Genomic DNA, 12789 nt, shown 5'->3' on the forward strand with positions numbered 1-12789 from the left:
TTAAGCTCATGATTAGCCTATTTACAAAACTAATCATGAGCTCTACTCAATACTTACCTTAATATGGCTATTAAGGATAAAAGCTCAGCATCACAGATATAAACACGCCAGTGATCACTAGTTGCACTAAGCAAAAGCCCATGATGTCTTTTGCTTTTAAGCCTGCAATGGCGAGAACAGGGAGTGCCCAGAACGGCTGAATTAGGTTGGTCCAAGCATCACCCCATGCGACAGCCATAGCAACACGTGGCATATCAGCACCAAGTGATTGTGCTGCGGGAATGACAATTGGCGCTTGCACTGCCCACTGACCGCCGCCTGATGGCACAAAGATATTCACAAACCCTGCACTTAAAAAGCTCCAAAAAGGCAGCGTTTCGGCTGTTGCAATGGCAATAAATCCTTCAGAGATTTGTTGAGCAAGTCCCGTTTTTACCATGATAGCCATGATCCCTGCATAAAACGGAAATTGAATCACTATGCCAGCTCCACTGGGAATTGCTTGCTGTAAGCTACTGAGTAAATTATGCGGTGTTTGATGCAGTAAAATTGCGCTAAATAAGAAAATCGCGATCACGCTATTTAAATTTAGGCCACCTCCGGTGAGCACAAAATAATAGAATAAATAGCCAAGGCCAACGGCACCTATTCCCATACCTAGCAAACGACTATGCTCTATTATTTCGGCAGGGCGGGTAGGTGTTGCTGTTTGCTTAGTTTCATCATCAAGCTTTGCGGGGTCAACATAAACGCTGTCTGTCTCGCTTGGCAACATATAGCGATTTACAAGCGGCATAATAATAAATAAGCCCACAACAATGGCGATATTAAATGCAGAAAAAATTGTCTCCTCGGTGCCTATAATACCAATGCTTTGCTGTGCAAAATGGCCATCGGTTGCGATGGTCAGCGGCACTGAACCGGCTAAGCCACCATGCCAAACAATAAAGCCTGAATAGGCACTGGCTACTAACAAACGGTAATCAACGCGGGTTTGTTTCGCAATTGCTTTGGCGAACAAAGCGCCAATCACTAAACCGAAACCCCAATTTAGCCAGCTAGCTAGCAAAGATACGAGGGTCACGAGAATGATTGCTTTAGCAGGGCTGTTGGCGAGAGTTGCCAATTTGTTGAGTATACTGCGCATAACGGGAGTACTTGCTAGCATATAGCCCGTTAGCAGAACCAGCAGCATTTGCATGGCAAATTGTAATAGGTTCCAAAACCCTCCACCCCAAGCGGCAAGTACTTGTGTGGGTGTTGATGGGGTAAAGAGGCTTGCAACGATGAAGCTCAGTAAGGTGAGCAAAATAACAAATATAAACGGGTCGGGTAGGTAACGCTCAACTAGTTTAGTGAATGGTTTAGCAACGCGATTTAGCATAGTTTTTATTGTTGTCGTCGAATCGATAATGCCAATAAATCATGAATAACGATGATTGGCAAATTGCGACGCCGTTGCTTTAGCGTATGTTTTAAAACTGGATGCTAAAAACGCTTACTGTGAATCTTGCTCAAGCACGGCTTTTAAACGGGCTTGAACTTCTTCGACTAACAGTATTGGCTGGAATTTAGATAAGAACGCATTACAGCCAACCTTCTCGACCAAAGCTTGGTTAAAGCTACCACTCAAGGATGTGTTGAGCACGATATGTAGGTTCTTCATGCGGCTGTCGTTGCGAATTTCGTGTGTTAAACGATAACCATCCATTGCGGGCATTTCTGCATCGGTGATCACCATAAGTAATTCTTTTTCAACATCTCTGCCTTGATCAGCCCAGCTTTTTAGCATTTCGAGTGCTTCAAGTCCGTTACGAGCAGGAATAATCTCGATGCCAAGCTGCGATAAAGTATCGCTTACTTGTTTACGAGCCGTTGGTGAATCATCAGCATGAAGAATTTTGCGGCCTGCAAATTCGTTTACGATACTTTTATCAAGAATATCTTCAGAAATGTGAACCTCGTACTCGACGATTTCGGCAAGTACTTTTTCTACATCGATTATTTCAACCAAATGCTCTTGGCCATCGCGTTTTACTTTTGTTAAGGCTGTGAGGTAGTGATTTTTACCAATTGCGGTTGGCGGCGGCATAATGTCTGACCAAGTCATATTAATGATCTGATCAACCTTGCCAATTAAAAAGCCTTGTACGGTGCGATTGTATTCAGTGATGACGAGGTTTGTATCTTCGATGTGCTTCGCTTCAGGCATGTTAATCGCTTTGCGCAAATCAATCACCGGAATTGATTCACCGCGAATATCAACCACACCCGACACTTTAGGATGCGCGTGAGGAATTTTGCTAATATGTGGCAGCTTTACCACTTCTTTAACTTTAAACACATTGAGTGCAAATAAGTGACGACTGTGTAGGTAAAATAGCAAAAGCTCTAAGCGGTTTTCACCGACCAGTTGCGTACGCTTATCAACAGAAGCAAGAACACCTGACATATTTCACCCTAAACACCTAATACAGAGATAGTATAGTCTACTATTATTTTTCATCGACATGCATTAGGAATTTTCCATCAGTTGCCAAAGAGCTGGCATTCCAGTACCGTATCGTTAATTTCTTCCACGATAATTCGCAAGGATCATGCACTATTTATTAAATCGTATAGTGGTACTTATCCGCAGTCATATTGATCAAGTAAGTTGGCAGGCTGTGGTCGTTACCACGCTTTTGCATATGCTACTTATATGGTGGCTGCTTATGCTTGCAGGAGAGCAAGCTTTAACACCACTAAGTACCTACGTATATTATTATGTTGTGACAACATCAACGGTTGGCTATGGCGACTTTAGTGCCAGCACCGAGCTTGGCCGCTGGATTGTTGCATTACTGCAAATACCTTTTGGTTTAGCACTATTTGGCGTTCTGTTGGGAAAAACAGGGCAAACAGTAACTTACTTAATCAGGCGCGCTATGACGGGTGATAAAAGCTTCGCACATATAAACAATCACATTATTATTTTTGGTTGGCACGATACTCGAACTAAGAAGATGGTTGACTATATTCTTGCTGATCAAAAACGCTTAGATCGTCGAATTCTATTGGCGGTTACTGAACAAATGGAGCACCCATTTTTAACAAATCCAATGGTTGATTTTGCTCGTCTTAGTAGCTTTACCGACCTAGATGAGTTGAAAAGAATCGCGATTGAACGCGCTGATAAAATTATCATTGATGGGCAAGATGATGATCAAACGTTCACAACAGCATTGCGTATCAGCAAGTTAGTAAATAAGCATTGTCACATTAGTGCGCACTTTACTGACGAAACTAAAATCGAAATGCTGCATGAGCACTGTCACAATGTTGAATGTAGCAGTGCTAAATCAGCCGAAATCTTAGTACGTTCAATGCAAGATCCAGGTTCAAGCCGGGTGCAAGAAGAGTTGTTATCAACACTTCATGGTGATACTCAGTTTAGTTTACCTATTCCAAAAGGCGTGCAAGCAATGGAATTTGGCAAGCTGTTTCATCACTTTAAATACAGCCACGATGCGATATTACTCGGTGTAGCACATAATTTGAGTGCAAAAAATATGGACCTAAACCCGCCGTTGGATTATGTAGTAAGTGAAGGTGATATTTTGCATTATATTGCTGCAGAACGAGTTTTGAGCGACGAAGTTGATTGGTCTGCGTTGGTATGATGATCTATGAATGAAGTTGCGTTTTTAATTATTGTTTTGAGTGCCTACATTTTGCCTGTGGTCATTGTGCTCAATAGTAAACGCACTCAGGGCCACGAAAAGAATGCTTGGTTAATCGGTATCATCTTCTTTTCGTGGTTAGCTTTAGTGATGTACTTAACTATTATCCCCAAACACGGGCGGGTCAAAAAACACCGTAAAGTGAAACCTAAGAGCTAGTATTTAATAAGGAATTGTATTGTCAAAAAAACAGCACTTATTTATCGCGCTAACCTTATTATTTGCAGGTGCTTTATCGACAAGCCTAATAAGTAAACCTTTAATTGAAATTATTAATTTTATTTCCGCCCTTGGGGGAGGCATTAGCGGTGTCTGTGCACTATATGCTTTATTGATTTGGCGAAAGCAGATCAATTACTCAAAGAAGCTAGAGGTTTTAGAGGCTTTAGAAAAAGTTCATATTACTTGCGGGAGTCTCACATCTATTGGCAATGATGTTTATTCACTCCTTTATAGTTCCAATAATATAGAAAATGGTGAAACTAAAAAATATTACGCTAAGTTAAGTAGCTTGTATTTTGATAAGGTTGAAACTCTCAAAATGTTGAACGTAGAGTTTTTGACAAAAGCTCGTATGTTGGAAGTCATTATGAAAAGTAATGAACTTCGTACCTTGAAAAATGATGTAGTTTCTTCTACTAATCAGTACATAAACTTTAAACTCCCTATTGATTTGAAAAGAGAAAAGAGTGTTTTTTTACTGATAAATGAGTTAACGCATAGTCTTAGCAACCGCAACAATGAAGTGTGTGCAAATTATAGAAATTATATAACTCCACAGTAAAATTTTGAGTTTACATATATAAGTGCTGTTTATATTTTGATCAGACGGCTGACGGCTGACGGCTGACGGCTGACGGCCTACTGCTGTTGTATCACTTCAACTGTTTTAGTTTATGCTCAATCAAGGGATCATCTGGCGATAGCTGCTGCGCGACTTCTAAAATTTTAATGGCATCTTTGGGGTGCGCATCCTGATGTTTGATGGCCACATCAATCAGTGGCTGCACATCGATCGCATCTTTTTGCTCTTGCAGATGCTCCGCTTTTTCTTCAGTTAAAATAGTGTGGGCGGTGCTCAGTAGCGCTAAGCGATGTGGCGATGTTTTGTTGGCCTTATTGAGTCGACGGTAATAGTCTTCTTTAAATCGTAGCGTTTTTGTTTGTTGGCGGAATTGTGCAATATCGACTTGCTGGTGGCGAATAAAATCAACGGCCACATCTTTATAAAAACCAAACTTATTGAGGTATGTTGCATGAACACTATGGCCCATACCAAACACCCGTAAATGGGTGAGTTTTGGGTAGCGTTTTGCATGAGCTCGGTCAATGCGATTGGTCGGGTCGTAAATAATATAACCCTTTGCTTGGCCTAAATCTAAATCGTGATAGTCGCCATTCCAATCGAACTTTTGCGCGATATCTGTGCTAGAACGGTCATCCCACGGCGCTTTGTCTTTATTTTTTGTGCTGACAGGGTGAAATAATAAGACCTTATCAAGCTTCAACAAATTGGCAAAGGCTCCTACAGCAAAGCCACCGCGGCTCAAACCATATCCTAAGCGCTCTTTAAATCCACCAATCAGCGGCGCTAATTGCTCAATAAAAAATAATAAGTTGCGGTGTCTAAACCAGTTACTAATACCTAAATGCTGAAAGGCAATCACATTCACATCTTGTTTTTTCGCGAGCTTATAAGCCCAAGGCGAAAAATCATCTGTGAGATCATGTTCTTGGTAGTTGGTTCCGGCAGGTGAGAAGGTAAATAGCAGAGGCTTATTAGCATCGATGATATGGTATTTCACATACACATCACCAAGTAAATCACCGCCGCTAAAGGGGACTTGGCTTTGTTGTGCATCGCGGGGCAGGTTGATCCATCATCTAACCAATATAATAATTTCATACACCCCCCACGCACCCTCTTAAATAAAGGTGGCGAATTATAGCAAAAATAGCAGCTCATTAAAAATGGCCGCTATTTTATATGCTTAGCGCTCGCTCATTGCGATTATCTGTTGCCAATCATGTTCCGTTACAGGCATTACAGATAGCCGACCGCCTTTTTTAAGGGCAATTTCGGTGATTGCATCATTGGCTTTAATTGCTTGCAGGCTAACTAGTTTTTTCAGGTGTGATTGATAGGTTACATCAACGACAAACCAGCGCGGGTTATCAGCGGTTGCTTTGGCATCGTAGTAATCGCTGTTTAAATCAAATTGTGTTGGGTCGGCATAAGCTTCTCGGCTGACCGTGGCTATTCCTGCTACCCCTACTTGCTTACAACTTGAATGATAAATCATCACCAAGTCGCCTTGTTTAAAGCCATCGCGTAGAAAGTTTCGGGCTTGATAATTACGCACGCCATCCCACATAGAGGTTTGCTCGGGAGCGTTTTTTAGATCATCAATTGAAAATGCATCGGGTTCTGTTTTTAAAAGCCAATAAGCCATAATGAGGTGCTCTTACAAAGATTTACTTCCAATTAGTCTATAGTATCATTAAACGCTTGTCGGGATTGAGGATAAATAAATGAGCCAAGTATTAGATGACTTACTGTCGTTGTTGTCGTTAGAGGAAATTGAGCAAGGCTTGTATCGTGGCCAAAGCCAAGATTTAGGGTTTAGAGCGGTTTTCGGTGGCCAAGTAATGGGCCAAGCGTTATCGGCCGCTAAAGAAACATTACCAGAAGGGCGTATTGTTCATTCGTTGCATTCATACTTTCTACGTCCGGGTGATGCTGCCAAACCAATCGTATATGATGTAGAAAATATTCGCGATGGTAAAAGTTTTAGTACTCGCCGTGTCAAAGCAATCCAATACGGTAAGCCCATTTTTTACATGACCGCTTCTTTCCAAGGTGAAGAAGAGGGCTTATCGCACCAAGCACAAATGCCAGACGTACCACAGCCTGAAGAGTTAAAGTCTTCACTTGAGTTCTACCAAGCGAATGCAGAGCTTATTCCTGAACCAATTCGCAATAAGTTTATTCGTGAAGTACCCATTGAAATGCGTCCAGTGACCTTTCATAACCCATTTAAGCCACAAGTGATGGAGCCGGTTAAACATATTTGGTTTAAAGCCAATGGTGAGATGCCAGACGATCAGCGTATCCATAACTACTTACTTGCGTACGCATCTGACTTTGAGTTTTTACCAACGGCGTTACAACCGCACGGTGTATCGTTTATGCAGCCTAACATGCAGGTTGCGACGATTGACCATGCAATGTGGTTCCACCGTCCGTTTAGACTTGATGATTGGATTTTATATTCGATTGATAGCCCAAGTGCGAGCTCAGGTCGAGGATTGGTACGAGGTCAATTCTTTGACCGTCAAGGCAACCTCGTTGCCTCAACGATCCAAGAAGGGGTAATGCGTCAGCGTTAATCTTTTGCGTGCTGAGCTTGGCTTTGCACTATATCGTCAATTGACTGCCAGACCCGTGCTGGCAGCAATGCTTTAAGATATAAATACACTTCACACAGCTCATTACTGCCCGTTAAGCCTTGCTCTGTCTCTGTAATTAGTTTTTGCTCACGTAAGCTAGAAATAAAACCAACCAGCACTTTTTTGTCAAAGAATTCCGGTGTTTTAATGCCGTGTAAGGTGCCCAAACGTTCTGCTAATACTTGGCTTTCGTGCTCAAGTTCTTCACGTTCAATGCCACTACTTGTTTGAATAAATCCAACCACGATAGCGTAGCGTTGTAATGTTAAGCTTAAAGCGCGGCCGAGCATTTCAAGTTTTGCCAAGCAGTCGTTGCTATTGGTGATTTTGATGTTATCACCCTCAATTTCAATCAGATCTTGGTCAACGAAACTAGCAAGAACACGCGTAATGTAGTTTTCATCTAACTCATGTAAGAACCACTCTTTGGCAAATAATGGGTAAAAACGTGCGATCAGGGCTTGGCAATCTGCCATAGTCGTTTTATGTGCCTTAAATAAATGCAGTGCCAGCAAGCTTGGTACAGCAAATAAGTGTAATACGTTATTACGGTAGTAATTGAATAACGTTTTCTCTTTATCATTGATAGCGATAATTTCGCCAAATTCATCACTGATAACATCAAACTTATTAAGTTTAAGGGCATGCTCTAATAGCTGTTCAGCACTTTCATTAGGGGTGGTTACCTTGTCGCTGTAGCTGGCGCTACGCTGTAAATGTAAATAAAACTCAAGCTGAGCAATCAACTTAGGCTTACTCAACGCGTGCTTATCATTCACCAGTAAAATCATCGCGAGAAGGTTCACAGCATTGAGTGCAGCGGCGCTATTAATATTAACCATTACTTTATCAGCAAGGTTGGCAACCTGCGGTCCAAGCCATTGCGGCTTTTGTACGTCGGTTGGGTGAATAGACTCGCGCCAATCAGGCTGTTGTTCATTCAAGTATTGGTTAATCGATATAGGGTCGCCAAAGTTTAAGTAACCACGGCCATAGTTCTTCAGGTTTTTAATGGCTTTGAAAATACCTAATACCGACTCACCTTTTTTGTCGTTGCCGGCAAGCTCTTTTAAGTAGGTATTAATTTCCATCACATGTTCATAACCAATATACACAGGCACAATTGAAATTGGACGGTCAATGCCACGGAGCATCGCTTGTAACGTCATAGCGAGCATGCCTGTTTTTGGCGGTAATAAGCGGCCTGTACGACTACGGCCGCCTTCCGTGTAAAACTTCACCGAGTAACCTTTAATGAATAACTGACTCAGGTACTCTTTAAATACCGATGAATATAACTTATTGCCCGCGAATGAACGGCGAATAAAAAAAGCACCACTGCGACGGAATACACCACCGGCTGGGAAGAAATTTAAGTTGATACCGGCAGCGATATGCGGCGGTACTAACCCTAAATGGTAAATAGAGTAGGTCAGCAATAAGTAATCCATGTGCGAGCGGTGACATGGCATATAGATAATTTCGTGACCTTTATCTGTGAGCTCATGGACTTGCTCAGAAAACTTAATATCAATACCGTTATAGAGCTTATTCCATAGCCAGGTTAAAATTCTATCTGCTACACGAATGGTGGCATCACTATAATTTGCCGCAATCTCATCAAGTAACTTCAGCGCATTTTGACGCGCTTGCTCTTGGCTGATGTTCTTTTCTTTTGCTTCTATTTGAATCGCTTTTTTTATTGTGGGTGAGGCTAGTAGCGAATTAAATAGCTGTTCACGTGATGGCATTTTCGGGCCTGTCGCTGCCAATTTTTGACGACGAAAGTGCACGCGAGCAACACGTAGAAGCTTATGTGGTAGTTCATCAACATCGGCTTTTTCATTGACCAGTAATGATAAGTCGAGCGGTTGGCTAAAACGGATAAAGTTATCGCGGCCTGAGAATAGCAATACAAAGAACTTGCGAAACCAGCTTGGGGTTAACGAATGCGACACTAAGGTGCCTAAGCCTGGCTTCTCTTTACCCGGATTTCGGCCCCATAAAATAGTCACTGGGATCACTTGGACGTTTTTCTCACCTGATTGCATCAGATGATCGATAATTTGTTTACCTTGCTGCAGCGCATTACTTGGTTTGCTTTTATTACCAAACAGCGGAGGTGGGTTTTGAATACCAATAAAACGCTCTAGTTCAGCATTACCTAACAGTTGCTCTTGCGTCGGGTTGGGTAAACCATACTTTTTACATACCCGTGCCAGTGCGGCTAAATCTGAGCGCGCATTGAGCCTAACGATATAGAAGGTCGGGTTGGCTGGATTAAGATTGTATTGTTCAATCGGGTTTTCTGGCAGCACCTTACTTTTTACAAACAAGCGGTTCATACCGGCAGAAATGAAATTTAAACAACGATTAATGATACGCATCAACTCACCAAAGCTATTACACCAATTTACAAAGGCATCTCATTATGTAAATTGGTATCAGTAAATATTAAATAGACCGAGAGTGGCCAAAAATAAGCGGCATAGAATAACAATTATTAACTGGACTGACCATTGCGATTCTTCAGCTTTTGCATTTATTCAAATTAACTATAGTAAAGCAAAGACATAGCGAAGCTGAATATAGTTCGTATTTAATCGAAATTTAATCTAAAGGCGGCCTTGTCGCTTTTAATTCTAAAAAGTTGTTGCATTTATCACCAATCTCACTATAATACGCAGGCTTTCAAAATTCCCTCGGGAACTTGGAAGGATAGATTAAGCTTGGATTTCAAGCTAATAAACAGGAATTCCGATTTGGAATTCAACGTAGATATAAGAGAACAGCCGACATCTTAGTTAGTAAGATTGTTTCGGTCGTTTTTTTATGCTCTTTTTAAATGCTCTTTATATTGAGGTTTAAGAATGTCAAATCAACGCATTCGTATTCGCCTAAAAGCTTTTGACCACCGTTTGATTGACCAATCAACGGCGGAAATCGTGGAAACTGCGAAACGCACTGGCGCTCAAGTACGTGGTCCAATTCCACTACCTACACGCTTTGAACGTTTTACTGTACTAACTTCACCGCACGTAAACAAAGACGCGCGTGATCAGTACGAAATCCGCACCCATAAACGTCTGATCGACATCGTAGAACCAACTGACAAGACTGTTGACGCTCTTATGCGTTTAGATCTTGCTGCTGGTGTTGATGTTCAAATCAGCCTGGGTTAATCGGAAGATTAGAGAGGTTTTAGGAAAATGGCATTAGGTCTAGTCGGTCGTAAAGTGGGTATGACACGTATCTTCACTGAAGATGGTGTATCTATCCCTGTGACAGTTATCGAAGCGACACCTAACCGTATTGCTCAGATCAAATCTGAAGCAACAGACGGTTATAACGCGCTTCAAGTAACCGCAGGCACTAAAAAAGCAAGCCGTGTAAACAAAGCAGCAGCGGGTCACTTCGCTAAAGCTGGTGTTGAAGCGGGTCGCGGTCTGTGGGAATTCCGCCTAAATGGTGGTGAAGGCGATTTTGAAGTAGGCGCTGAGCTTACTGTTGAATTATTCAACGAAATCAACAAAGTTGACGTAACCGGTACTTCTAAAGGTAAAGGTTTCCAAGGTGGTGTTAAGCGCTGGAACTTCAGCATGCAAGACGCTACTCACGGTAACTCTCTATCTCACCGTGCTCCTGGTTCAATCGGTCAAAACCAATCACCTGGTAAGGTGTTCAAAGGTAAGAAAATGGCCGGTCACATGGGTGCTGAGCGTGTAACGACTCAAAACTTAGAACTAGTTCGCGTTGACGCTGAGCGTAACTTGCTTTTAGTTAAAGGTGCAGTACCTGGCGCTATCGGCGGTGACGTTATCGTTAAACCAGCTGTTAAAGCATAAGTCCTGGAGATTTAGTGATGGAATTAGCAATTAAAGACGCTTCTGGCGCTCTTGAAGTTTCTGAAGCTACTTTTGGACGTGAGTTTAACGAAGCATTAGTACACCAAGTAGTTGTTGCTTACGCAGCAGGTGCTCGTCAAGGTACTCGTGCTCAGAAGACACGTTCTGAAGTTAGCGGTGGTGGTAAAAAACCATGGTCTCAAAAAGGTACTGGCCGTGCACGTGCTGGTACAATTCGTAGCCCAATTTGGCGTTCAGGTGGCGTTAGCTTCGCAGCTAAACCACAAGACCACAGCCAAAAAGTAAACCGTAAAATGTACCGCGGTGCGATCAAAAGCATCTTATCTGAATTAGTTCGTCAAGAGCGTTTAATCGTTGTTGAACAGTTTGGTCTTGAAGCACCAAAAACTAAAGAACTAGTTGCTAAGCTTAAAGAACTTGAGCTTAAAGATGTTCTAATCGTGACTGAAGAATTAGATGAGAATCTATTCTTATCGGCACGTAACCTGTACAAGGTTGACACGCGTGATGTAGCTGGTATCGATCCTGTAAGCCTAATCGCTTTCGATAAGGTACTTATTACAGCTGCTGCTGTTAAGCAACTTGAGGAGGCGCTAGCATGATCCGTGAAGAACGTCTTTTAAAAGTGATCCTTGCTCCACACATCTCTGAAAAAAGCACTATCTCTGCTGAAGAGAACAACACGATTGTTTTCAAAGTAGCTAAAGATGCAACTAAAGCTGAAGTTAAAGCTGCAGTTGAGAAGCTTTTTGAAGTAGAAGTAACTGGTGTTCGCACACTAAACGTTAAGGGTAAAACAAAACGTACTGGCATGCGTTTCGGTCGTCGTTCAGACTGGAAGAAAGCTTACGTTACTCTTAAAGAAGGTAGCGAGCTAGACTTTGTCGGCGGCGCCGAGTAATAAGGGGAGTTAGAATTATGGCACTTCAAAAGTGTAAACCAACTTCTGCGGGTCGTCGTCACCTGGTTAAAGTGGTTAACCCAGATCTTCATAAGGGTAAACCTTACGCACCACTACTAGAGAAAAACTCTAAGTCTGGTGGTCGTAATAACAAAGGTCGTATCACGGTTCGTCACATCGGTGGTGGTCACAAGCATCATTACCGTGTAATCGACTTTAAACGCACTAAAGATGGCATTCCAGCTGTTGTTGAGCGTCTAGAGTATGATCCAAACCGTAGCGCAAACATCGCTCTTGTATTATATGCAGACGGTGAGCGTCGTTACATTATTGCACCTAAAGGCTTACAAGCTGGTGATTCAATCCAGTCTGGTGTTGATGCACCAATCAAAGCTGGTAACACATTACCAATGCGTAACATGCCTGTAGGTTCGACTGTTCACAACGTAGAATTAAAACCAGGTAAAGGTGCTCAAATCGCACGTTCTGCTGGTGCATACGTTCAAATCCTTGCACGTGAAGGTCAATACGTGACTCTACGTCTTCGTTCTGGCGAAGTTCGTAAAGTTCCAGCTGACTGTCGCGCAACACTTGGTGAAGTAGGTAATGCTGAGCATATGCTTCGTTCACTAGGTAAAGCTGGTGCAAATCGCTGGCGTGGTATCCGTCCGACAGTTCGTGGTGTTGCCATGAACCCGGTAGATCACCCGCACGGTGGTGGTGAAGGTCGTACATCTGGTGGTCGTCATCCTGTGTCTCCATGGGGTAAACCGACTAAAGGTGCTAAGACACGTAAGAACAAGCGTACTGATAAGTTTATCGTACGTCGTCGTACTAAATAATAGTTGAG

Annotated in this window: 13 protein-coding genes and 1 pseudogene; 9 read left to right on the top strand and 5 right to left on the bottom strand. The window is 42.4% G+C overall.

Annotated features, from left to right (window positions below; all coding sequences use genetic code 11):
* Positions 1-70 precede the first annotated feature (70 nt).
* Together C2M33_RS05070 and C2M33_RS05075 are read right to left on the bottom strand one after the other, a co-directional pair.
* Entirely contained in the window at positions 71-1384 is a 1314-nt protein-coding gene (locus tag C2M33_RS05070) for a short-chain fatty acid transporter (protein WP_063701021.1), read from the bottom strand.
* A gap of 114 nt (positions 1385-1498) precedes the next feature.
* Entirely contained in the window at positions 1499-2452 is a 954-nt protein-coding gene (locus C2M33_RS05075; RefSeq protein ID WP_063701026.1) for a chemotaxis protein CheV, read from the bottom strand.
* A gap of 145 nt (positions 2453-2597) precedes the next feature.
* Here C2M33_RS05075 and C2M33_RS05080 point away from each other — a divergent pair, with 145 nt between their 5' ends.
* Genes C2M33_RS05080 through C2M33_RS05090 form a run of 3 tightly spaced genes read left to right on the top strand, consistent with a single transcriptional unit; the run spans position 2598 to position 4506 of the window.
* A complete protein-coding gene (locus C2M33_RS05080; protein WP_063701029.1) occupies positions 2598-3662 on the top strand; it encodes a potassium channel family protein in 1065 nt (354 codons plus the stop codon).
* A 6-nt stretch (positions 3663-3668) separates the two neighbouring features.
* The gene (locus tag C2M33_RS05085; protein ID WP_063701030.1) at positions 3669-3881 is read left to right on the top strand and encodes a hypothetical protein; all 213 of its coding nucleotides are present in this window, start codon (positions 3669-3671) and stop codon (positions 3879-3881) included.
* Positions 3882-3900: 19 nt separating this feature from the next.
* Positions 3901-4506: a hypothetical protein gene (locus tag C2M33_RS05090; RefSeq protein ID WP_105173908.1), complete on the top strand. Its 606-nt coding sequence runs from the start codon at positions 3901-3903 to the stop codon at positions 4504-4506.
* A 91-nt stretch (positions 4507-4597) separates the two neighbouring features.
* On the opposite strand, the pseudogene C2M33_RS05095 reads toward C2M33_RS05090, so the two are convergent.
* Positions 4598-5628 (bottom strand): annotated as a pseudogene (locus C2M33_RS05095) (cytosolic protein).
* Between the two features lie 85 nt (positions 5629-5713).
* Positions 5714-6175: an EVE domain-containing protein gene (locus tag C2M33_RS05100; protein WP_063701034.1), complete on the bottom strand. Its 462-nt coding sequence runs from the start codon at positions 6173-6175 to the stop codon at positions 5714-5716.
* 79 nt (positions 6176-6254) lie between these two features.
* Here C2M33_RS05100 and tesB point away from each other — a divergent pair, with 79 nt between their 5' ends.
* Complete coding sequence (gene tesB / locus C2M33_RS05105) at positions 6255-7112, top strand: acyl-CoA thioesterase II (RefSeq protein ID WP_063701036.1); 858 nt, start codon at positions 6255-6257, stop codon at positions 7110-7112.
* On the opposite strand, the gene plsB is transcribed toward tesB, so the two are convergent.
* The gene (plsB, locus tag C2M33_RS05110; protein ID WP_063701038.1) at positions 7109-9559 is read right to left on the bottom strand and encodes a glycerol-3-phosphate 1-O-acyltransferase PlsB; all 2451 of its coding nucleotides are present in this window, start codon (positions 9557-9559) and stop codon (positions 7109-7111) included. The two genes, tesB and plsB, sit on opposite strands and share 4 nt — an antisense overlap.
* Before the next feature lie 483 nt (positions 9560-10042).
* Between plsB and rpsJ the strand changes: the two genes are divergently transcribed.
* From rpsJ to rplB, 5 genes are read left to right on the top strand one after another with little or no spacing between them, the layout of a single operon-like run.
* Complete coding sequence (rpsJ, locus tag C2M33_RS05115) at positions 10043-10354, top strand: 30S ribosomal protein S10 (protein WP_002957900.1); 312 nt, start codon at positions 10043-10045, stop codon at positions 10352-10354.
* Between the two features lie 27 nt (positions 10355-10381).
* Complete coding sequence (rplC, locus tag C2M33_RS05120; protein WP_036974218.1) at positions 10382-11017, top strand: 50S ribosomal protein L3; 636 nt, start codon at positions 10382-10384, stop codon at positions 11015-11017.
* 17 nt (positions 11018-11034) lie between these two features.
* On the top strand, positions 11035-11640 hold the full coding sequence (gene rplD, locus C2M33_RS05125) for a 50S ribosomal protein L4 (RefSeq protein WP_063701040.1): 606 nt from the start codon (positions 11035-11037) through the stop codon (positions 11638-11640).
* Positions 11637-11939, top strand: coding sequence for a 50S ribosomal protein L23 (rplW, locus tag C2M33_RS05130; protein ID WP_063701042.1), 303 nt, complete (start codon positions 11637-11639; stop codon positions 11937-11939). Before rplD ends, rplW begins: the two co-directional genes overlap by 4 nt.
* Before the next feature lie 17 nt (positions 11940-11956).
* Positions 11957-12781: a 50S ribosomal protein L2 gene (gene rplB, locus C2M33_RS05135; protein WP_063701045.1), complete on the top strand. Its 825-nt coding sequence runs from the start codon at positions 11957-11959 to the stop codon at positions 12779-12781.
* The last annotated feature ends 8 nt before the right edge of the window (positions 12782-12789 follow it).

Source organism: Pseudoalteromonas sp. T1lg122 (assembly GCF_002964825.1).
GTDB lineage: Bacteria > Pseudomonadota > Gammaproteobacteria > Enterobacterales > Alteromonadaceae > Pseudoalteromonas > Pseudoalteromonas gelatinilytica.

Excerpts from the sequence above, each read along its gene's own strand:
- C2M33_RS05070 (WP_063701021.1), bottom strand. The coding sequence starts at position 1,384 with ATGCTAAATCGCGTTGCTAAACCATTCACTAAACTAGTTGAGCGTTAC.
- C2M33_RS05075 (WP_063701026.1), bottom strand. The coding sequence starts at position 2,452 with ATGTCAGGTGTTCTTGCTTCTGTTGATAAGCGTACGCAACTGGTCGGT.
- C2M33_RS05080 (WP_063701029.1), top strand. The coding sequence starts at position 2,598 with ATGCACTATTTATTAAATCGTATAGTGGTACTTATCCGCAGTCATATT.
- C2M33_RS05085 (WP_063701030.1), top strand. The coding sequence starts at position 3,669 with ATGAATGAAGTTGCGTTTTTAATTATTGTTTTGAGTGCCTACATTTTG.
- C2M33_RS05100 (WP_063701034.1), bottom strand. The coding sequence starts at position 6,175 with ATGGCTTATTGGCTTTTAAAAACAGAACCCGATGCATTTTCAATTGAT.
- tesB (WP_063701036.1), top strand. The coding sequence starts at position 6,255 with ATGAGCCAAGTATTAGATGACTTACTGTCGTTGTTGTCGTTAGAGGAA.
- plsB (WP_063701038.1), bottom strand. The coding sequence starts at position 9,559 with ATGCGTATCATTAATCGTTGTTTAAATTTCATTTCTGCCGGTATGAAC.
- rpsJ (WP_002957900.1), top strand. The coding sequence starts at position 10,043 with ATGTCAAATCAACGCATTCGTATTCGCCTAAAAGCTTTTGACCACCGT.
- rplC (WP_036974218.1), top strand. The coding sequence starts at position 10,382 with ATGGCATTAGGTCTAGTCGGTCGTAAAGTGGGTATGACACGTATCTTC.
- rplD (WP_063701040.1), top strand. The coding sequence starts at position 11,035 with ATGGAATTAGCAATTAAAGACGCTTCTGGCGCTCTTGAAGTTTCTGAA.
- rplW (WP_063701042.1), top strand. The coding sequence starts at position 11,637 with ATGATCCGTGAAGAACGTCTTTTAAAAGTGATCCTTGCTCCACACATC.
- rplB (WP_063701045.1), top strand. The coding sequence starts at position 11,957 with ATGGCACTTCAAAAGTGTAAACCAACTTCTGCGGGTCGTCGTCACCTG.